Source organism: Bacillus sp. 5w2 (assembly GCF_054353775.1).
Genome location: NZ_JBTIWT010000001.1, coordinates 376,826 through 395,933 on the forward strand (window position 1 = coordinate 376,826; position 19,108 = coordinate 395,933).

25 protein-coding genes and 2 pseudogenes are annotated in these 19,108 nt (G+C 35.2%); 3 read left to right on the plus strand and 24 right to left on the minus strand.

Annotated features, from left to right (window positions below):
* Positions 1–7 precede the first annotated feature (7 nt).
* The 16 genes from ACXY7N_RS01845 to ACXY7N_RS01920 form a co-directional block, all read right to left on the minus strand.
* Positions 8–430 (minus strand): hypothetical protein, encoded by a 423-nt coding sequence (locus ACXY7N_RS01845; protein ID WP_002108396.1) that lies wholly within the window; start codon positions 428–430, stop codon positions 8–10.
* A complete protein-coding gene (locus tag ACXY7N_RS01850; RefSeq protein ID WP_000200745.1) occupies positions 394–912 on the minus strand; it encodes a hypothetical protein in 519 nt (172 codons plus the stop codon). The genes ACXY7N_RS01845 and ACXY7N_RS01850 overlap by 37 nt, the downstream gene beginning before the upstream one ends.
* A gap of 57 nt (positions 913–969) precedes the next feature.
* On the minus strand, positions 970–1,572 hold the full coding sequence (locus tag ACXY7N_RS01855; protein ID WP_000118564.1) for a hypothetical protein: 603 nt from the start codon (positions 1,570–1,572) through the stop codon (positions 970–972).
* 12 nt (positions 1,573–1,584) lie between these two features.
* Positions 1,585–2,013: a GCIP family protein gene (locus ACXY7N_RS01860; RefSeq protein WP_000063389.1), complete on the minus strand. Its 429-nt coding sequence runs from the start codon at positions 2,011–2,013 to the stop codon at positions 1,585–1,587.
* 4 nt (positions 2,014–2,017) lie between these two features.
* Entirely contained in the window at positions 2,018–2,428 is a 411-nt protein-coding gene (locus tag ACXY7N_RS01865; protein WP_000099343.1) for a phage virion morphogenesis protein, read from the minus strand.
* 6 nt (positions 2,429–2,434) lie between these two features.
* Positions 2,435–2,803 carry a hypothetical protein gene (locus ACXY7N_RS01870; RefSeq protein WP_000063193.1) on the minus strand — a complete coding sequence of 123 codons (369 nt, stop codon included), beginning with the start codon at positions 2,801–2,803 and terminating at the stop codon, positions 2,435–2,437.
* The gene (locus ACXY7N_RS01875; RefSeq protein WP_488592244.1) at positions 2,800–3,336 is read right to left on the minus strand and encodes a hypothetical protein; all 537 of its coding nucleotides are present in this window, start codon (positions 3,334–3,336) and stop codon (positions 2,800–2,802) included. Before ACXY7N_RS01875 ends, ACXY7N_RS01870 begins: the two co-directional genes overlap by 4 nt.
* Entirely contained in the window at positions 3,336–3,500 is a 165-nt protein-coding gene (locus ACXY7N_RS01880) for a YqbF domain-containing protein (protein ID WP_000869889.1), read from the minus strand. Before ACXY7N_RS01880 ends, ACXY7N_RS01875 begins: the two co-directional genes overlap by 1 nt.
* 170 nt (positions 3,501–3,670) lie before the next feature.
* Positions 3,671–4,660 (minus strand): hypothetical protein, encoded by a 990-nt coding sequence (locus ACXY7N_RS01885; protein WP_000537553.1) that lies wholly within the window; start codon positions 4,658–4,660, stop codon positions 3,671–3,673.
* Between the two features lie 20 nt (positions 4,661–4,680).
* Positions 4,681–5,883 carry an XkdF-like putative serine protease domain-containing protein gene (locus ACXY7N_RS01890; protein WP_000312931.1) on the minus strand — a complete coding sequence of 401 codons (1,203 nt, stop codon included), beginning with the start codon at positions 5,881–5,883 and terminating at the stop codon, positions 4,681–4,683.
* A 113-nt stretch (positions 5,884–5,996) separates the two neighbouring features.
* A complete protein-coding gene (locus tag ACXY7N_RS01895; protein WP_000496055.1) occupies positions 5,997–6,515 on the minus strand; it encodes a phage head morphogenesis protein in 519 nt (172 codons plus the stop codon).
* A gap of 113 nt (positions 6,516–6,628) precedes the next feature.
* Entirely contained in the window at positions 6,629–8,110 is a 1,482-nt protein-coding gene (locus tag ACXY7N_RS01900) for a phage portal protein (RefSeq protein ID WP_488592245.1), read from the minus strand.
* Positions 8,111–8,179: 69 nt separating this feature from the next.
* Positions 8,180–9,457: a PBSX family phage terminase large subunit gene (locus ACXY7N_RS01905; RefSeq protein WP_488592246.1), complete on the minus strand. Its 1,278-nt coding sequence runs from the start codon at positions 9,455–9,457 to the stop codon at positions 8,180–8,182.
* Complete coding sequence (terS, locus tag ACXY7N_RS01910) at positions 9,450–10,277, minus strand: phage terminase small subunit (protein ID WP_488592247.1); 828 nt, start codon at positions 10,275–10,277, stop codon at positions 9,450–9,452. Before terS ends, ACXY7N_RS01905 begins: the two co-directional genes overlap by 8 nt.
* Before the next feature lie 21 nt (positions 10,278–10,298).
* Entirely contained in the window at positions 10,299–10,478 is a 180-nt protein-coding gene (locus ACXY7N_RS01915; RefSeq protein ID WP_048563265.1) for a hypothetical protein, read from the minus strand.
* A gap of 181 nt (positions 10,479–10,659) precedes the next feature.
* Positions 10,660–11,202: a site-specific integrase gene (locus ACXY7N_RS01920; RefSeq protein WP_016134317.1), complete on the minus strand. Its 543-nt coding sequence runs from the start codon at positions 11,200–11,202 to the stop codon at positions 10,660–10,662.
* Between the two features lie 209 nt (positions 11,203–11,411).
* Between ACXY7N_RS01920 and ACXY7N_RS01925 the strand changes: the two genes are divergently transcribed.
* Positions 11,412–11,534 carry a DUF3956 family protein gene (locus ACXY7N_RS01925; RefSeq protein ID WP_488592297.1) on the plus strand — a complete coding sequence of 41 codons (123 nt, stop codon included), beginning with the start codon at positions 11,412–11,414 and terminating at the stop codon, positions 11,532–11,534.
* Between the two features lie 464 nt (positions 11,535–11,998).
* Here ACXY7N_RS01925 and ACXY7N_RS01930 read toward each other — a convergent pair whose 3' ends face one another.
* A complete protein-coding gene (locus tag ACXY7N_RS01930; RefSeq protein WP_000512143.1) occupies positions 11,999–12,514 on the minus strand; it encodes a DUF3231 family protein in 516 nt (171 codons plus the stop codon).
* Between the two features lie 345 nt (positions 12,515–12,859).
* Between ACXY7N_RS01930 and ACXY7N_RS01935 the strand changes: the two genes are divergently transcribed.
* The gene (locus ACXY7N_RS01935; protein ID WP_488592248.1) at positions 12,860–13,189 is read left to right on the plus strand and encodes a WGxxGxxG family protein; all 330 of its coding nucleotides are present in this window, start codon (positions 12,860–12,862) and stop codon (positions 13,187–13,189) included.
* A 410-nt stretch (positions 13,190–13,599) separates the two neighbouring features.
* Here ACXY7N_RS01935 and ACXY7N_RS01940 read toward each other — a convergent pair whose 3' ends face one another.
* From ACXY7N_RS01940 to ACXY7N_RS01970, 7 genes and pseudogenes are all read right to left on the minus strand, one after another.
* Positions 13,600–13,833: a hemolysin XhlA family protein gene (locus ACXY7N_RS01940; protein WP_193654069.1), complete on the minus strand. Its 234-nt coding sequence runs from the start codon at positions 13,831–13,833 to the stop codon at positions 13,600–13,602.
* A gap of 535 nt (positions 13,834–14,368) precedes the next feature.
* A pseudogene (locus ACXY7N_RS01945) lies at positions 14,369–14,512 on the minus strand (GNAT family N-acetyltransferase); the annotation flags it as partial.
* 218 nt (positions 14,513–14,730) lie between these two features.
* Positions 14,731–15,840 carry a GerAB/ArcD/ProY family transporter gene (locus tag ACXY7N_RS01950; protein WP_488592249.1) on the minus strand — a complete coding sequence of 370 codons (1,110 nt, stop codon included), beginning with the start codon at positions 15,838–15,840 and terminating at the stop codon, positions 14,731–14,733.
* 221 nt (positions 15,841–16,061) lie between these two features.
* The gene (locus tag ACXY7N_RS01955; protein WP_488592250.1) at positions 16,062–16,604 is read right to left on the minus strand and encodes a site-specific integrase; all 543 of its coding nucleotides are present in this window, start codon (positions 16,602–16,604) and stop codon (positions 16,062–16,064) included.
* Entirely contained in the window at positions 16,604–17,086 is a 483-nt protein-coding gene (locus tag ACXY7N_RS01960; RefSeq protein WP_488592251.1) for an ArpU family phage packaging/lysis transcriptional regulator, read from the minus strand. Before ACXY7N_RS01960 ends, ACXY7N_RS01955 begins: the two co-directional genes overlap by 1 nt.
* Positions 17,087–17,113: 27 nt before the next feature.
* Complete coding sequence (locus ACXY7N_RS01965; protein ID WP_061657046.1) at positions 17,114–17,284, minus strand: hypothetical protein; 171 nt, start codon at positions 17,282–17,284, stop codon at positions 17,114–17,116.
* 117 nt (positions 17,285–17,401) lie between these two features.
* Positions 17,402–17,524 (minus strand): DUF3983 domain-containing protein, encoded by a 123-nt coding sequence (locus ACXY7N_RS01970; RefSeq protein ID WP_088112900.1) that lies wholly within the window; start codon positions 17,522–17,524, stop codon positions 17,402–17,404.
* A gap of 1,349 nt (positions 17,525–18,873) precedes the next feature.
* On the opposite strand from ACXY7N_RS01970, the pseudogene ACXY7N_RS01975 reads away from it, so the two are divergent.
* Positions 18,874–19,108 (plus strand): annotated as a pseudogene (locus tag ACXY7N_RS01975) (BclA C-terminal domain-containing protein); the annotation flags it as partial.

A 19,108-nucleotide genomic window follows, 5' to 3' on the forward strand; every position in this document is an offset into this window, starting at 1 on the left:
AACCATTTTATTCTTCATCGTCGTCTTCCTGGAATTGAGCCATAATTTGCTCAACATGTGCTTCACATTCTTCTTTGCTCCATACTTCACCCATTTCATAAGATGATTCCTTATCATCCTGGTTATCAGTTAGTCCAAAGGCTTTTAGATAATCATCGAAAGTAGTACCCTCTTCAAGTTGACGAGTTTGAAAACCAATGAACGCCATCTTCTTCCACTCATTCAGTTCTTCTTGCTGCTCTTCTCGTGCTATTAAAGAAAATAGGTCCATTAAACGCGAATACGGTATAGATAAGACGTATTCATCTGTCCATCCATACCGCTTTTGGATCTTATCGAAAGCACGTAACATGTTTTGTTCAGCTTCCTCTAAATATTCATCTGAATTTTCGTTTAAGCTAGGTTCGGAGCCGCTGCCGGTTTGCTCCATTTCTCGCTCTGAACTTTCACTAGTCCCTTGACCTGGTTGAAAAAAGTCATTAGGTCTTCACTTTCTAATAAGCCCTGTATAACAGCAACCATTGCTTCCGGAGGGAACTGTCTAAATTCTTCGGCTTTCACTTTTAATAAACTAGCAAAGAACTCTGTAAAATCATCCTCACAAGCAGGGATCATCGTTAGAACACGAAAAGCAAATTCTAATCCTTTTTGCTGCTGCTTCTCTTTAAGTGCAGCTAATTGCGCTTGCTTTTCTTCTTCCGGAAGAGATTCAGCTACTTTAGTTAGTTCATCCATTTCTTGCTTATCCTTACCGAAATCAGCAAAATTTGCCATTGCGCTGCGTCCAACCTTCGAAATAATTTTAGCGAATCGCCAAACATCCGTTACATTTAATCGTCGCATCGTCACTTTTACACCTGAAATTGTAATTTCTGTACCTGTATTCATCATTTTTTCTAAAATAGATGTCATTCCGTTCTCTCCTTTTAGCTTTTAGCTAGTTTTATATAATAGAAAACCGACTACCATTTATGCGGTAGCCGGCGCTTTAAGTGCTGCTGTTTTCTTTTTCTTTGGTAAATAGATTTCATAAGGCGGTGTATTTGGTGCAGATTCACTGTAATGACCAATGAACTTGCATTTCAATCCAACCGTTCCTTTTCCATCTTTCAAATCAACTTCAATAGATGATACTACCAATGCATTTCGAATAACGAAAATAATTGGCAAGTCGCTTCCTGAAACCATCCCAATCAAAGCAATATCATGGTAACTTGAATCCGGAATTTCATTTGAAGGCGTTAAAACATCGTAACCCTCTACTGTTGTGCTATCTACTGTCATCCCAGGTAAAGCTAACTGCAGGTTTTCTTTTGTAAACTCTACTAATGTAAGTTCTACATGCGGTTCATCTTTTAATAACCACTTGCCGCGCACCATCTTACCTAATACACCATCAATATCTGCATCATAGTACTCACGATCAAAACCTACTTTGGTTCCGCCTGTAGTTGCTCCGACCATTGTTCCTAAATCTTTTACGCTTTTAAAGTCTTTGTACATGACACCAGGGCCGATTACAAAATTATCAGTTGTCCCTTCACGGACACCGTTAATTAATTTCCAGCTCATTCGTTCTACCCCCTAATACAAGTCCGTTCGAATCGTTCGGACAAGAAATTTCGCATTTATATGAATGGTAGATGGGTCTTCATCCGGTACTGGCAGTTTACCTGCACGATGTATAGAAAGTATCCCATCATCTTTTAAACCAACTTCCCTATCTAGTAACTTCTCAATACGTGTAGCAATTAACTTCGCCTTATCATAATCTCCATTATCACAATACACATCGAAATTTAGAATCATACGATCTATAATTTCAACATCATCCGGATTATCTGCTTCAATTCTCATAACTACATAAGGCATTTCCATATCATCTTGTGCAGTTTGGAATGTAAGAGCAGGGCCTTTATCTTTATCTTCACCTTCACCATATTCCGATAGATTTGTCTTTATTATTTCATCACTCTCAACAAGCTTTCTAATAGCTGCAATAGCATTAGACATACAATTACCCTCCCATTTGCCTTTTCAGTTCTCTGCGCTCTTTTTCAAACGTTTTAACCAGAAATGGACGGGCTTCTATATTACTCGTACCAGTTTCAAGCCATATTGCTTTTTTTAAGTCACTTCCTACTGCGCCCAATACCTCTGATTGCGACCTTTTAATGTTGTACTTAATAGAGTTTAATAAGTCACCAGTACGAACAGCAGGAGCTTCACCTGGTTTAGAAGCAGTATACTTACGACTGGTATGAGGTATCTTGTATTGTTTACCGCTACGGCTACCTGTGAGATTCTTTTTAACTTGATTTTGCAAATGAATAGTTGCTGCTGTTACTTTTTCAACACACATAGCGTTAATATGCGTCTTTACTTGCTCCATATTGCTTGAGAACTCAACTTCTACTGAACTAGACATATAGAATCACACCTTTTCACAATAAATCTCAATGTGATGATTCATAAACGCAGGATTACGTGGTTCTCCTTTTACTTCAAATGTATAATCAACGCCTAAATCATCATCTTTGAAAAAGATACGGTCATTCGGCTTAATCTTGTAAGAAGCAGGTGCATATATCTTAAAGATTGTATCGAAATTTTGTTTATCACGTTTAAATCTCTCATTATCAGCAGCAGAATTAGTAGTTACACGGCAAATCATATTCTCGTAAATTTCCCCTTCTATTTCTGCATAATTGCCAGAGGATTGTTTCTTTCTCTCTTTTCGTTTTACAATTACTTCATGAATATATAAATCATCCATATCACCATCGTCAAAGTACATGCTCATGTGGCCATCACTGGCTTAACTCTTGCTCTAAACGCTTTTAAACCATTAAGTATCTTATTATTTGTAGCAGGTTCGTCTAGCGCTTCTGGGCTAATCTGGTACGAATAATCCCCTATACTTTCGGATATCTTCATACCTTTCCGTTGTAATTTAGCACGACCTACTGCAGAAACAACCAAATCGATAATGCATTTCTTCATAAGTACCTGCAGATCATCGTAATCTTGTATCTTATATTCGAATTCATATAATTGATTTTCGGATAAACCATAAACAATACGGCCATTTACAGTAATAGAATCGGTCATATCTTGTTTTGAACTAACATGAGTTACTTTTGCTATAGATTCAGCAGGAAAAGAAAGCCAAGCTAGTTTACTAGTATGGATGATTTCTTTCATTGGGTTCTCCGGCTTTACTCTTAAATACTTTTTAGTAATAACCGTATAGTAATCTATCAGTTCTTGAACAACTGTATCAGGTATCTTATGCACATTTACGCGGTCTTTAATGTCCTGCATGGTAATATCCATTATGTTTCTTTCTCCTTCTTATCGACTTCTTTTACAAGTTCAAAATGTCCAGTACTTACAAGGTAATCAGCTTTATCATTTGAAACTGTTTCCTCTTGGCCATTCTTAAACTTTTGTCCATAAGCGGTGTAAGTGCCACCGTATCGCAGCGTAACTACTTTCATGGTTAACACCCCTTTCACGAATGTAAACTATTACATGAAAGTTTACATTCGAATTATTGGTTTTATTGGTTCTATCTCGTTTTCTATTAAAAACAAGAAAATATTAAAAAAGTATACATTCAAACCCCTATTAACAAAGGGTTTATGCCCATAAAAAATACGCCTGGTTATTAAGCTCCAAACGTATCCGGAATATTTGTTAGGATTGCTACTGCATCCATTTCTTGTATTACAGCATCATCATCAAAGTGGATTACATAGAATCGTTTATCTTCCATTACTGCAGATTTACCTTCTGTTGTTTTACGAATACGAGTTTCATATGTGTTAACAGCAATAAAGTTACGTGGATCTGCAAGAATAATAATGTCATCTGATAAAGTAGGAACTGTAACAATTCCGTATCCCATCGGTTTATTAACTTGGTCTCCTGCTCCTAGTAATGCAGCATCACCTGCACCTGTAGGGCGGTTTGTTAAATATTCAATCCATTTTTCTCTACGATTAGGTGACATAATCCAACGTAGATTACTATTTTTATATTTATTCGGCATTACACCAGATAGAGCAAAGATTGATCCTTTACCAAACCCATTAGCTTTTGCTTCTTCCCCTGTACCAGTTACTAATTTAGCGTGGTCAATAATATGAGATTCTTTTGATTTTAAAATCTTCTTCAGCCAACCATCGTTAATTGATAAAAATGGATCAGATGATTCAGCATCACCATTCCAGTGTAAATCCTCTAAATCAACACCTGTTTGACTTGACATAAGTGCCATTACAGTATCTTCAAAGCCTTCCCCTTCAATATTTTCACGCAGCGTTTCTTCTGTAATTTCCCAAGGTAGACGAAGTGCTTTTGTATTGTATGGAATAGTTGATGTAGTAACACCTGCACGGTAATCCTCATCTTTATTCTCTGTTTTCTTACGTAGAATACGGCCGCCAATACCAACTTTATCAAGTACACCTTGTTTTGCTTTACGCATTTCTTTTCGATGTAATTGAGAGAATGGTGTTGCGTCAAATGCCATTCTAAAGAATTCTTTACTTTGCTCCGGATTTAATAAACCAGAAGAAACTGATCCTGTAGTAATTGTCTTTTCAATTTTAGATAGACGATTTAATAATTGCTGATTGTTGTATGTTGTTCCCATATTAATATTTCCCCCTTATATTACAGGTTAATTCCTGCCCATACAGATTTTTTAATTGGTTGTTGCCCTGGTGTGAATTCTTCGTCTGGATCTAAACTTTTACGAATAGAAGCAGCATTTTCGATATTCCCAAGACGTTCAGCAAATGGTTCTAGTGCTTTATTGATAACTGCCGCAACTTTCTCTTCCTCTGTTTGCTCTTCCGGCGTCGGTTCTACCTCTTCACCATTCACCTGCTTTTCAATCTTCTCTAACTTAGTAGCTAGTGGTTCTACTGCTTGTTTAACAATCTCTGCAATATCCTCTGCTTTCATTTCTTCTTCCTCCTCTGGTGAAGCAGCTTCTTTTATTTCACTAATTAAAGCTAATGCTTCATCTAATTTTGCATGATTCTTTTGGGATAAAACTTTCCCAGCTTTTTTAATACTTTCTAATACAATGTTTTCTGCTTGTACACTGTCTTCAGATTTCGCAATGGTATAACCGCCTTTTATAGAAGAAAGGATTTCCTTCATATCATCAAGAGCAGTCATCATTCGGTCAATATCGGGATTGTTCTCCCAAACCTCCCAATAGAACACATCTTCGAACAAATTAAAAACGGCACGTAAATCACGATTCTGTCTTTCGTCTACAAAACGATCTTTTACTTCGCCCTTTTTAATCTCGTGTTTCTCACCTTTGAAGAAACCGACCATTTTACGAATAATGCCTTTCTCTTCACGCGTAAGATCATCTGCTTTTGCGATTTCTACACGTTCACCAAATCCACCCATAGAAAAACCAGTGACTTCACCTTTTTTTATTTCTTCCCAGGTGTCTGTATCATCAACACGAACAGTCATAAGCCATGTTCCTGCTTTTACTTCTTGTTCGCCTACTGTCATATCACTTTTAGCAATCCAGTTTTCAACTACTGTTCCTTTACCAGCGATTTCATCGTGTTGTTTATCGATGTGTTGATAATTTTCCATAAAGGTATATGCAGCCTTTTCAATTTCCTCTACGGTCATTGTATCCCCGTGCGAATCTTCAACATCCGGTTCATATACCACACCCGTAACAAGCTGCTTCTCTTCCTCTGTTTTAAGGATTGGAATCTGTTTTGATATATTGTGTTGTTTAGCAGCTTCGCTTTTCATGATGGCGAATTGACGACCATTAGCTCCCTTTGTAACTAGAGAAACATAGCTAATATTGGCGTTTTTCAGTTCATATGCCATTGTTTTACCTCCTTCCCTATAAATATTGGGGTTCCACTGTCAAAACGCATCCCAGCCAATTTAAAGCTGTATACGTTTTGACGATGAAACCCCAATCAAATAGGTGTATTTTATTACTCTTCTGAAATCATAGTGCAGCGACAATGAGGATGAGCTGGCGGACACATCTTTCCATTACTAAATAAATCATCAATATCTACCGTTTCCCCATGTAAACCACCACATTCTTTACAAACACGCTCATCGTTGCCTGTAAGCCATGTTTTCTTGTTTCTATTTGCACCCTTATAAGCGATTAAATTGCCGTAATTCATTGCATATGTTGTTTCTGTACGTGCAATCATCATTGCTCTATAGTTACTTGCATCTGACATCACATCTGCAATAGAAACACTTAATGCATCGACACCCATTCCCTCTTTAAGATTCTTTAACATTGTTTCTCTTAATCTATCTTTAGTGGTTTCATGGATTCCTTTTGCTAATTCAAAAGCGTAAGCAGCTACCCATTTTGCAGCAACGTCACCAATTGGATCTAATACCATCCAAGTTAAACCATTTGTTGCAATAGTACTTTGTACAAATTCTGTTACATCATCCTGCAGCGTGTCTGTGACTTCATCGACAAACATTTGTCTTTCTTCATCCCAATCGACACTATCAAGAAATTCATCAACTTCTGCTTCTGTAATTACAAGATCAATCTCTTCATCTGCTTTATTAATACGAATTATGGGAAGCAGGTTTAAGAGCCGTTTTCCCTGCTCGGAAAAAAATCCGCTACCTTCTTTTGCATAGCTTTCTCTATTTCTTCATGCTTTTCCCTAAATGCATTAATAGCAATTAAGTTATCTTGTTCATCATCTGCAGCTTTTGCGATTGGTTCAGGCGGAGAAGATTCTGTTTTACCATTAAAGAATTTATCGCCTTCCGGTACAGGTTCATAACCTACCACTTTACGGGACTCATTCAGTTTTAATATTCCACCCTCATAACTGTCTTTTGCATATTTCAAATCTGCTTCACGATCATCCGTATCGATTTCATTTAATTTAAAATGCCAATCTAAACCGCCTAGTATTTCAGAAAATACACGGAACAATTGATTGTTTAATCGATGTTCTAATATTTCTTGGCCAGGTTCAATAATAGAACGCTTGTACATCTCATTCATTTCTTTAGCAGTCGTTTGTCCTAATGAACCTGTCATAGCCCAACCGATACGATAAGGTGGTACACGATGGGCCACACATATCTCCATTGCGCTATCCTGCTTATACAAACGGAAACTACCTTCTTTTACATCAGGGCTGACTTTTTCCAATCTAGCTTTTGCTCCTGGTGGAACAGGAACTACGGCCAACTTATGATGTTCGCCCTTTGTTTCTGCAGAGAAGAACGCTTTTAATTCATTTTCCGTTCCCTCATCTATCTCATCGATTCCCTCAATAAATAGCAGAGCGTCCGGAATAGTCTTACCCGTGAAAAAGTTAATATTATAATCTCTTACTGCTTGAGAGCCAACTATTGAGCCAATAGAACTAACGTAATTAGGTATCCCATAATAAGAAGAACGAGAACCGAATTTGCGAATAACAATTACTTCCCCGGCTTTTTCTGTTCCGTTTTCTGCAATGTCTTCTGCTCCTAAAGGTTGACCATCAACAAGACGAAACTCATCAGGATAACCGAACTTTTTAAACCATCGTTCTTTGTTACTTACGATTTGAGCAAAGCGTACTTTGTCCTTATGAGCACGTACGGTATGAGCCGGTATATGATAAAGCTCTACCGGACTTTCACCTTTCTTATCGCGAACAACTTCAATAACGCCCCATCCAACCGTTTCATAATCCTCCCATACAGCTCTAAGAATTTCTGAACTTGTCATTTCTGGATTACAATTACGCATGAATTCTTTTAATCTTTTATACTGCTCCTGGCTCGCTGCTTCTTTTACTTCTTCAAAAGGGGCAAAGTCAAAACCAACACCAGCAATATCATCGACTTTTGCGCTAATACAAGCAGAATGAATAGGATTACTTTCCTTTATATCCAGTAGAGTTGCCATATCATAAGGAGGTTTAATTAATCCTTTATCACTATATGATTGAGCGAATGGATCAACTGCCATTTGCTTGCTGTTGTCTTCATTATTCTTTGGATCGTCTGCTGCTTTATTAATACCAAATACTTTTACATTCTTAATTGTTTTCTTATCGCTCATATCGTTTGTATGTCCTCCTTTCTTCTATTAATAAAGAGCAAAAGAAATAGCCGAACAATAAGTGTCCGACTACACTCTTTTCACCTTTCCACCCATAACTACTTTACGTTTACTCATATCATCCTCACATGCGTAACGGGTCATATCGATACTATGATTATCTTTATCTTGTAATCTATTTTTGGGATTACCATCTTTATCAACTTCATAATCAATATTTTCAAATTCACCTGCAGTTTTTGGGCAACGTTCGGGGTCAATTATAATTTCTTCTAAATCGTCTAACCATTTTTCCCCGTATTCAACAGAGCCAGGGCCTTTAACTGCTCCTTTGATTCTCTTAATACCATGATCATTTTTCATTTCATCAATTGATTTTGGTTCCGATGAATCCGCAATTATCTCCACGTCATCCCAACCAAGTTGTTTAATCTTTTCAGCTAATGAGCGGTTACTAATTTTAACGCCATGTATTTCACCGAATATATAAAGCTTTCTGCGCGTTTTATCATAATGCATACGACCAAAAGACAGCGCGTCATTCCCATAACCCCAGTCAATCCCTTGACGTATATTATCAAATGTTTTAATTTCATCATCTGTAATACGTCTGAATGTGAGATTACTAAATGGAACAACGCCACTGCCTGTTGGTTTCCCCTCATATTCGTGTTCGTATTGCTGTAGCTTAAGCCTTTTCGTTTCTTCTGCTTCTTCCACAAATTGCTTAGAAATATGGGGATTATCGTGATATGTACTATGATGTACAAATGTATTTTTCGGTTTGAATTGCGTTTCAAACTTCTTGTTAACCCAGGACTGTTTTCTCTTTGGTGGGTTATATGAATAGTACATTTTATATCGCAATCCATCCGGTAGCTCTTTACGTAAAATAGATTTCTCTATTGTAGAAACATCTTCTTCTAATTTAAATTCAGCCAATTCTTCAAACCATGCAATAGCAACTGGATACTTTGCTATCTTAATAGATTTGATTTTTGCAGGATCATCAGCACCACGGAATATAATTTTATTCCCACGTGGTTTATAAATGATTTCCATTGGACTTTCTTTAAAACGAAATAAATGCTCTACACCTAATAGCTCTATCGCTTCTTTTATTTGCTCGTAGCATGATTCCCTTATTGTATCCTTTACTTTACGTATACAAAGAACCGTAATAGGAAACTGAATAAGGTCCATAACGATACAAATGGATATATCAGTAGATTTACCCGAACCACGACCGCCCTTACAAACAATTTTTAATATCGATTCGCATTTACGGGCTAACCAAACTTGATGGAATGCTGGCGGAAGTATATCAGCTATTTGTTTTTTAGACATTTAAATCACCACTGATATTGTCTACAATAACAACTGGTTCTATATTGTTATCATCATTATTAGTGTTAGATTTAATTTTGTCGATTTGAACCTGAATAAATTCAAGTTTAGCTCGTCTCTCATCATCTATATTTGCCAATCTATCAAAATCTCTAATAAGAGCAGATAAGGTAGAAAGCGCTTTAGATTGAGCATTTAAGAAACTAGCTTGCTTGTCCCAAGCAAATTGAATTTCCCACTCCTCTTCAAATCCACTTTCGCTTAGTTTATTCTTACGTAGCTCCTTTGTCATGTCCTTATTATCTTTAACAAACATAATACGTTGAGCATGAATAATTTGAGCATGCTGCAGCATTATACTTTCCCATAAAATCGATAATGGATCATTGTTAATCGCTTCTTCTAGTTCTTCTTTTAAATCATATAATTCTTGTGGTAAATACTTTCTATATAAACCATGAGTAGCAGCATTACCATTACGTAGTGGAGCAGAACCTCCGGGATTACCAACAGCATTTTTATTGCCCTTTTTGGCTCCACCACGATTATTTACAGCATTCTTATTACCTTTGGGTGCTCCTGGTTTCTTTTTGGAGTACTCCGTTTCTTTCTTTGGAGTACTCCGTTCGTTTAAATGGAGTACTCCATTTAATTGCTGCATCCATTTATCTTTTGTTTTCCATCCACCTACTGTTTTTTCATTAACAGTTCGTTCGGATGTAGACAACAATTCAGCAATTTTACGATTCGTAATATTACCATTATGTTCTTTAAATATCTCATACGCTTTGTTACGGTCTGGACTTCGTTGTCTGGCCATAATTACATAACACCTGCCCCCTTATCCAATTGCTTGCACTTCCTTCTCTAAACACTCAATGCATATATGAGCTTTATCCGTATTTACTTCACGGATATATGTTTTATCAAAATGAGTAATAGTTAATGGCATTTTTAATGTCCACATGCAGGGTTCATTACAAACAGAGCATGTAGGAACGTTTATAGTTTCTTCTTCCATTTACACCACCTCACGGTAAACCCTAAATTAATTATTGTAATTCCTAATATTAAGATGTAAAATAACGTTATCTTATATGCGCTTAAGATAGATCGGAATAAGAAAAGGAATCCTTTTGGGGGTTCCTTTTTTCTTTACAAAATAAAAAAGCAGCGGATTCGCTACTTTTGTTGTTTCTTATTTATAAACTGAAATCTTCTAATGATTTATCAATCTCATCTTGTTGGATTCCTATATAACGTAATGTAATCGATGGAGCAGAATGATTAAAGATTGTTTGTAGCATTACCACATCTTTTGTCTTCTGATAATAATGATATCCAAAAGTTTTTCTAAGAGTATGCGTTCCAATTTCATCAAGCCCTACTTTTTCAGCAGCAGCGTTCATAATTCGATAAGCTTGAATTCTTGTGATTGGTTTCCCTGTCTTTTTAGAAGCAAATAAGCAATCTGTTTCGTTCATTCCACTTACATACTCATTTATTTTTTCTCTTAACGTTGTATTGATAATGAAACGTTTCTCTTTTCCGGTCTTCTGTTCTTTAATAACAATGTGAGTTCTTTCTTTCACATCATTTACATGTAACTTTAATAAGTCACTAATTCTTAGACCTGTATTGATCCCCATTTCAAATAAAAACAAATCACGATAAGATTGGCGACGTAAAACGTCTTTCACTTCTTCTAATTTTTTCTTATCTCGAATTGGTTGCACAAACTTCATTCCTTACCCCTCCATACGTTATGTTACATTAGACGTATCTTTATTATACAATATGTTACATAAAATATGGTAGTTATTTTTGATAATAGAAATAAACGTTGATATAACGGCATTTCCACTGATAAATCTAATGTAACAAAATATATGATGTGTTACATTAGATGGTTTTCGAACCTTCTTTACAATATTTGGTTTGTGTTGAGTTTGTTTTGTTTGTAAATGGCCAACCTTTTTTAGTTCTTACAGTAGCTGGTATCGAAATTGCTAGATTAGAGATTTCTCTTCAAGTAACATTAGCTCTAAGAGTACTTGGAATACCGATTTCTAATTAGTTAGCATATCAAAAAAAGCACCTGAATGGATGCTCTGATATCAATTATTTATTTGTATTTCAATTACGGTAAATGAAGTTTTCTCCTTCTTCCAATCACCTAATATTGCTGCATCAATTTGTTTGTACATTATTAAGTAACTGGAAGAAGAGCAAAAGCCCTTCCCCGTTTATACAACGTAAATTGCAATTGAATATGAAAACAAGAAACAACTGTTCATTCAATCTGCAACCATCGCCACCGGTTATGACGATCCATTTTCAGTTATAAGGAATTTTGTGAGCAATGTTTTCCGCCACTACTCACAATACAAATATATCACGTTAATTCCAAAACGACCGGCACATTTACTGCCAAAAAGCGGTCACGACTCTGCCACTTATTTTAATTCACTAATAACCTTTATTTCCCTAGACAACCTCACTACAACAGTCATAAAGAATAGATTGAATTTTATTTAGGTATTATGCTTGATCTGATTGTAGAACATGTAATGGAGGCGGAATAATCCAACCTTTTTTCTTATTCAGACGAAGTAATATAGCTCCAGCTTGTGCTTTTTTCATATGAAATTGACCAAACATCATTCCTACATCTTCTCGAAGGGATTGTCCCATAGCTTGGCTACATGCTACTAACCCAGCGGCAAGATCCATAGAAACTTTTGCAGCAATTTCTGCATCATTAATACGAGCACCAGGAGGAATTGTTTCAATAGATGCAACTGGTCTTTCTGGAGGTGCTGGTGGTAATGCAACACCATTCAATTTTAAGATGTTTTTTAATTCTTCAACTTCTGATTGGATATCATTCTCTACAAGGTTTTCTAAAAATTTCTTTAAATCCTCGTCTCCTGTGTGATTAATAAGAACTTGATATCCAGCAATTGCGCCTTGTGCCGCTGCAAGATAACTCCAAATCCCAAAGACTTCTCCGTAGTGCATTGGTTCATTTTGTGGATTTCCACTTAAAATACCCATAAAAATATTCCTCCTTAAAGAAATTAGACTTTTAGCAACAATACTTACTATAGAAAAAATTTTCCCAATCATGTTCTTGATTAAAGAAAATAAGTTCTTATAACTCATAAGGAACACCTTACCCAAATATAGTAATTACCTCTCATAGAATGTACCGTTACCAAAAATTTATGCTTATAAAGAATAAATACATTTCAATTAATTTAATCCATTATTATTAAGTAATTTTAATAATAAAAATTAAAGATATTTATCATAATTTGAATTCAAATAGTTTTATATATTTCAACCGAATATTGTCTAAAGGAACTGGAGACATTACTAAATACGAAAGGAGGGAAAACCATGAAGAAAAAACTTTCATCTATTTTAGGTGCCCTATTACTAACTATTACGTTTTTTGGTACAAGCATCCATGCTGAATACGATGGATATAATACGAATAGAGTTAACAATAATAATACTACAACTCGAGTTAATGACTATAACACGAATAGAGTTAATGACTATAACATGAATAGAGTTAATAATGATGTCAGAACTCGAAATGTAAATACGACAAATGATTTAAATGATAATCGTAATAAAAATAATAATTGGACTTGGCTTGGTTTATTGGGACTACTAGGATTATTTGGTCTTAGAAAAAAAGACAAAGATCCAGAAAGACGTTAATGTAGAACATTGTATTTAATTTTAAAAGATATTTATTTATCAAAAAAAATGCAAAATGAATCGCCTTTAATAAGGCGATTTTTTATTTTTTTAAAATCAATAATAATTGTGATTTGAACCATAATTTTGCCGCTTGGGCAGGCTTATGGTTCTTTCGGTTTGTGGCGATCCTCCTATACCTCAATGTTTGCCTATACTGTCCAAGACTGTTTAACCTATTGCTTGTTAAGAACAGGCGGTAATTTCTATGACTGTCAAAATATATGTAAACCACATCCGCAGTAAAGAGTGTACCCTATGGAGGACTGTCCCCTTTGAGCCCCTCAATCCTTGAAGGGCTCCCACGCTAGTTAATCAAATAATCTCTTTGCTTCGCTAAATCCGTTTTGATTGACCAACATCCTTTTTTCCTATAAAAGGGTTCTTGCTACTACACCAAGTACTCCTGTTAACAATCCGCTTATGATTAATCGTAAAATCCATGTAGTATTTGCACTAATTTTATCTAATTGTTTATTAATAGTTAAAACATCCTTTTCAGCTACTAGTATTCTTGTTTCTAAATTTTTCATATCATGTTGCATAGCTTTTAAATCTAGTTTCATTTGATTAAAATCTTTTTCTAGTTCCTCCAATTTTGTCATATAACATATTTCTCCTTTAAAATTTTTTTTAATACTTTATATGTATATGATAATTAAAGGATAGTGATACAAAGAGAGGTCCCAAATCTATTAGGGTTGCACCACCTGCCCATCAAGCTACATTAATAAAAAATACGGCTAGTTTATAAGTAAAAAAAGATTTATGGCAATATTATGGTTCAAATTGTGGCGGACTTATGATTCAAATCACAACACTCACAAAAAACGGATGCAATTAATCGGAAACAATGAATTTCTTAACTTAAAAGTAATAGAGCATTACATCTGTTTGACGAACTACGCTCCTTTTTTATGTCTTTCCTTCACTTACCCATATCTTATATTGTGTGTAACTGACCCATCCGTTGAATCTCTTGCTATCAGTGATTTCATTTAACTTTCTCATTTGAGTTACACAGTACGAAATTTATGAGTAACTGTATAGGAATACCACCAGCATTTTACAAAATAACCTACGCTATGTGGAAAAATAAAATAAGCTGCCCATGTGGACAGCTTATTTACATAATTATCGTTATCGAAAGTTACCGTATTCATGTTTTAAAAGAGAATATACCTTAGAATCGCAATACATACCATTGATCATTACACTTTGTCTCAATGTTCCTTCATATGTCATTTTTAGCTTTTGCATAACTCGTTCAGACGCTGTATTCCTTTTATGAAAATAAAACCTAGGATATGACCCGTTTTTACACGTATCTCAGCTGAATCCCATGTACACCTCGCGTTTCATTATTTCACTCTACACCATACTCTATGTGTATGCGAAAAAGAGCAGAGCAAAAAAGCCGTACCATGACGATGGACGACGTTTTTCACACATTCACATATGCATTAATTATATATGTGTGTATTAACTCACTAACATTATTCTTAATTCGTACGTCTTTGACTCTTCTTTTTCTTTACAAAAGTAATTAATAGTAATATGGGCGGGATAATCAAAATATAGAAGAAATTAACTGTTGTAGCCATATTTCCAAAGTGACTTACCTCTTCTTGACCATTTGGGAATATAGAAATCATATATACAATGGGCATTAAAATAAAAACAAAGGTTTGTTTCTTTGTCTTCTTAAATACAGATGTTAACACAATCACTATCATATCTATATAGATTATAGTAGTCGAGAAAATGGTAATAATCCAAGTCATAAAAAAAAAGGAATCAAATCTTTCTAAAAACTCCCCCATCTCTACTTCTTTTCCTAATTCTAAAACCGGATACACCAACTCTTGAACAACAGATTGAGAAAAAACACATATACAAATTAAATAAGTAATTGTGTATAACATTACTAATACTAACAACGCACTTACTACATATACTGGGGCTTTTTTTGGGTTACTGACTAAGAAACTATAATATAATACAACCTCAAATCCTAAGAAAGCAAAACCAGAATTTCTCAAGCCATGGATATAACCCATTGGTGGTGTTTTTAAAATCGGAAATAGATGAGTGAAATCCATATTATTTATATTCAATATAAATGATATAATAAGCGATACTATCACAACATATAAACCGAAAATGCAAAATTGTACTAAAGCTATTCTTGATCCACATAAACCATACGAAAGAACCATTACAAAACAAAAGCCAATAATTTTAACATCTGTATTTTCCATTAAATACAGATTTACTATTACAGAAATACTTCTTATTTCATAAGCAGCAATACAAAGATAAATACATATAGATATTACCGAAAAAAGAAATGCCACAGGTCTTGAAACTAATGTACTTGTGTATTCATACAAGGACATTTGCGGAAAATAAGTAGATAATTTTGTAGAAATCCAGCCAAGAATAACAACTACAAGACCTGAACCCAACAATACAACCCATCCATCCGCAAACAAGGTCCCACTTGCAATAGTATTGGGTAACGAAAGTAAACCAATCCCACAAATATTACATATAACCAAAAATGCTAGTTCTATCAGAGTAAGACTTCTATGATATGGATTAGATCGCATCTCAAGGCCACCAACTTTAAAAGAATATAAGTTAGCTTTTCCTTTTACATGAACATTATGCATAAAAATTCCATATCTCAATTAGAATGAAATACAACTCAATTTAAATAAGTGACTCATTATCCGATTGCTGACACTATACGCTTGCCCACAATATATATTTTTCTTAAGTTGATGGATGTGTGGCGATACCCCTAGATTTAAAATGAAAAAATCAATGATTAAATTTTAAACCTAGTCATTGCTTTATCCATTGCATCTTGGTTTACCCCTATATAACGTAACGTGACCTTCTCTGACGAGTGATTGAATATCTCCATAAGTAATGCTATGTTTTTGGTTTGCACGTACATGTGATACCCGTATGTTTTTCTTAACGTATGTGTTCCTATTTCATCTAATCCGAACTCTGCCGTCGCTCCGCTTAATATCTTATATGCCATGCTACGACCAATCGGACGATTCTTACCTTGTCTACTTTGCAATAAGTACTCATTATCTTCTCTTTCTTCAATAAACCATTTAAGTTCTCTTTTCAGTGCTGCAGTAATTTGTATTCGTTTCTGTTTACCTGTTTTCTTTTCCCTCATAGATATATGGCTGCCTTTGACATCCACTACCTTCAATTTTAAAATGTCCGAGATTCTCAGGCCTGTATTGATCCCCATAATGAAGAGAATGTAATTACGTAAGCTCTTTTCCTTAAAATAGTCTTTCAGCTGCTGTATTTCTTCTGGATTACGTATAGGTTGAACAAAATTCATTATTCATTCCCTCCAGTTTCTTCAGTTTCATAAACTTCTAATCTAAGAGCAAAAGCAAGTTTATAAAACACTCTAGCCTTAACACGTCGATAAGTACGCTCGCTCATGCCAATTTCGTTATATACCATATAGTCACATACATCTTCATCTTCTAAATAGCGCTTAATGATGATGTCTCTTTGATCCTTTCCTGCACGTCCATTACCCAAACGACTAAGAAACTGATTAATCCGAAATGACGTTTGCTTAACCCACTCTTCTCGCTTACTTTGCTGTATATTAGCCATCGCTACATCTTCTAATGGCTTTCCTACATCATTTGTAGGTCCATGATATCTAATTTCATAAGAAGGAGTGACTTTCATTTCTTCACGCATCATTCCAAACTGTCTATATAAACGTACGCTTTCAAGAACACCTTCTAATTTTTTCTGCGTTGCTACCCTATCGATTTTTGGCAAGAAAGATAATTGTTTAGTCATGTAAGACCACTCCTTTTTATTTTTAAATTACTTTTGTCTTAATGCCCCGCGTCTGCGTTCATAACGTGGTCCATGAATCCCCATTAAACTTTCAATGTCACGAGTGCTTAACTTCTCTTTTCGTTTTTTCTTAGTTTTCTTTTTTGCTTGATTCGATCGCTTTTTCCACTCGCGTAATTGATCTTTTAGTCCCTTCATATTTCCCCACCTCCCTTTTCAAAATAAAAAGGACACCTATTCCTAAAACAGTTGTAATTGCTGTTTTAATGAATTGGTGTCCTCTAGTTTTCTAGCCGGACTGTATTCTGTTTGTATTCACTTTAAAATACCAGCTTGTACAAAAATGTTTCTCCAAGCTTTATTAACTTGATACTTCTCCGCTTCTTTTGTGCGACGAGCAATTGCTTTACTAATTTTTCTTTTCTTCAAAGCTTTCATTCTCCCAACCTCGCTTTAAAAGGATTATTTTGTTTAAATCTTCCTTAAATCGCACCACCATTCGTTAATCTTAAAGTAACTTCCTGTATAATACAATTAAGTAATTAATAGGAGTGTTATTCATGCCAGATACATTAAGACTCGTTATCTTTATTGTTATTGCAATCGGCGCAATCATTAACTTATATCTAGAGTTTAAGAAGCCTAAAAAAAGTATATTCTCAATAATTTTCCTCTCGATACTCCTTATTGGAGCTTCGACATTGGTAAAAGAGATTTTATCCAGACTTATATAAACAACTGAATAAAACTCAATATTCCGTCAATACTGCAGACAACCCATTTCTTAACCTGAGCAGTTAGCTTTTGCTAGCTGCTCTTTTCATTTCACAGTCACCCATTAGATAAACGTTCATATATTATTTTGTGCCATCCTTTCTACTAAGTGATCTCGTCATTTTATTTCCGCATAGCCTTTATGAGAGAGCACTTTTCGAAGGTGCTCTTTTTTATTCATCCGAATAATCATTGCAATTCTGTACATACTATCTGTAAGCTGCTTTCTTAACAGTGATTGCAGCCTGAAGCCTTTTTTGGTAATGGAGCAGTTAGCTTTTACTAGCTGCTCTTTTTGCCGTACAAGTTCCTATTTGCTTTAAAATGAATAAACTATCTTGAACCTTACTTTTCATCTATTCACTGGTTCATGACTTACAAACATAACCCCAATACATGGAATGTTTTTATGCGAGCACTCTGGAACAAGTGCTCGTTTTACTTTGGTGTTTTTCTACAAAATGAAATTTTTGTTTAGTTTTCTTTCCTGCATAATATTTCGATATCCGTTTACACTATAGTTGTATCCCATGCTACTTCTAAAAGCGTACAACAAAGCAGTTAGCTACTTCAGCTAGCTGCTTTGTTGTGCCAAATAATTTTTTATTTCTCAACAACCATTATTGGAATTAAAATCCCAATAATGTTAATATGAAAGTAACTTTCAGTCAAAATTATTAACATGTCAAGTGTTGTTCCCTTTTAAAAGGTCCTGTGTCAACCAGGGCCTTTTAAACTTGTTCCCTACTAAAATAGCTTTTTTTCAAATACTTCACGCCCATGAAAAAATTACATTTGGTATCACGTACTCTTTTACACTAAGAGCTTTGATCCGAAGAGCACTTATATATAATATAGTGCTCTTTTTGGTATGGAATGTGAAATAAAGGCTTGCTCTTAAAACCTTTTATGTAATTTTCATAGGTTTTTCCTTACACCCGTGTGTCTGTTTACTCATAAGTTGTTAAAGTATAAATATAAATTGGTAGTTAATTTATAAGGGAGGTGTAAAAATGAGTAAATTTAAAAAGAATTGTCACATACCCTTTCCATGTTCCTTTCCTTTGCCTCAAATAGGGCCTACTGGCATAACTGGACTTCCAGGACCTACTGGACCTACCGGCATAACTGGAGTAACCGGACCTTCTGGTGGACCTCCGGGGCCTACTGGACCTACCGGCATAACTGGAGTAACCGGACCTTCTGGTGGACCTCCGGGGCCTACTGGACCTACCGGATTGCCAGGAC

Excerpts from the sequence above, each read along its gene's own strand:
- ACXY7N_RS01845 (WP_002108396.1), bottom strand. The coding sequence starts at position 430 with ATGGAGCAAACCGGCAGCGGCTCCGAACCTAGCTTAAACGAAAATTCA.
- ACXY7N_RS01850 (WP_000200745.1), bottom strand. The coding sequence starts at position 912 with ATGACATCTATTTTAGAAAAAATGATGAATACAGGTACAGAAATTACA.
- ACXY7N_RS01855 (WP_000118564.1), bottom strand. The coding sequence starts at position 1,572 with ATGAGCTGGAAATTAATTAACGGTGTCCGTGAAGGGACAACTGATAAT.
- ACXY7N_RS01860 (WP_000063389.1), bottom strand. The coding sequence starts at position 2,013 with ATGTCTAATGCTATTGCAGCTATTAGAAAGCTTGTTGAGAGTGATGAA.
- ACXY7N_RS01865 (WP_000099343.1), bottom strand. The coding sequence starts at position 2,428 with ATGTCTAGTTCAGTAGAAGTTGAGTTCTCAAGCAATATGGAGCAAGTA.
- ACXY7N_RS01870 (WP_000063193.1), bottom strand. The coding sequence starts at position 2,803 with ATGAGCATGTACTTTGACGATGGTGATATGGATGATTTATATATTCAT.
- ACXY7N_RS01875 (WP_488592244.1), bottom strand. The coding sequence starts at position 3,336 with ATGGATATTACCATGCAGGACATTAAAGACCGCGTAAATGTGCATAAG.
- ACXY7N_RS01880 (WP_000869889.1), bottom strand. The coding sequence starts at position 3,500 with ATGAAAGTAGTTACGCTGCGATACGGTGGCACTTACACCGCTTATGGA.
- ACXY7N_RS01885 (WP_000537553.1), bottom strand. The coding sequence starts at position 4,660 with ATGGGAACAACATACAACAATCAGCAATTATTAAATCGTCTATCTAAA.
- ACXY7N_RS01890 (WP_000312931.1), bottom strand. The coding sequence starts at position 5,883 with ATGGCATATGAACTGAAAAACGCCAATATTAGCTATGTTTCTCTAGTT.
- ACXY7N_RS01895 (WP_000496055.1), bottom strand. The coding sequence starts at position 6,515 with ATGTTTGTCGATGAAGTCACAGACACGCTGCAGGATGATGTAACAGAA.
- ACXY7N_RS01900 (WP_488592245.1), bottom strand. The coding sequence starts at position 8,110 with ATGAGCGATAAGAAAACAATTAAGAATGTAAAAGTATTTGGTATTAAT.
- ACXY7N_RS01905 (WP_488592246.1), bottom strand. The coding sequence starts at position 9,457 with ATGTCTAAAAAACAAATAGCTGATATACTTCCGCCAGCATTCCATCAA.
- terS (WP_488592247.1), bottom strand. The coding sequence starts at position 10,277 with ATGGCCAGACAACGAAGTCCAGACCGTAACAAAGCGTATGAGATATTT.
- ACXY7N_RS01915 (WP_048563265.1), bottom strand. The coding sequence starts at position 10,478 with ATGGAAGAAGAAACTATAAACGTTCCTACATGCTCTGTTTGTAATGAA.
- ACXY7N_RS01920 (WP_016134317.1), bottom strand. The coding sequence starts at position 11,202 with ATGAAGTTTGTGCAACCAATTCGAGATAAGAAAAAATTAGAAGAAGTG.
- ACXY7N_RS01930 (WP_000512143.1), bottom strand. The coding sequence starts at position 12,514 with ATGGGTATTTTAAGTGGAAATCCACAAAATGAACCAATGCACTACGGA.
- ACXY7N_RS01935 (WP_488592248.1), top strand. The coding sequence starts at position 12,860 with ATGAAGAAAAAACTTTCATCTATTTTAGGTGCCCTATTACTAACTATT.
- ACXY7N_RS01940 (WP_193654069.1), bottom strand. The coding sequence starts at position 13,833 with ATGACAAAATTGGAGGAACTAGAAAAAGATTTTAATCAAATGAAACTA.
- ACXY7N_RS01950 (WP_488592249.1), bottom strand. The coding sequence starts at position 15,840 with ATGCGATCTAATCCATATCATAGAAGTCTTACTCTGATAGAACTAGCA.
- ACXY7N_RS01955 (WP_488592250.1), bottom strand. The coding sequence starts at position 16,604 with ATGAATTTTGTTCAACCTATACGTAATCCAGAAGAAATACAGCAGCTG.
- ACXY7N_RS01960 (WP_488592251.1), bottom strand. The coding sequence starts at position 17,086 with ATGACTAAACAATTATCTTTCTTGCCAAAAATCGATAGGGTAGCAACG.
- ACXY7N_RS01965 (WP_061657046.1), bottom strand. The coding sequence starts at position 17,284 with ATGAAGGGACTAAAAGATCAATTACGCGAGTGGAAAAAGCGATCGAAT.
- ACXY7N_RS01970 (WP_088112900.1), bottom strand. The coding sequence starts at position 17,524 with ATGAAAGCTTTGAAGAAAAGAAAAATTAGTAAAGCAATTGCTCGTCGC.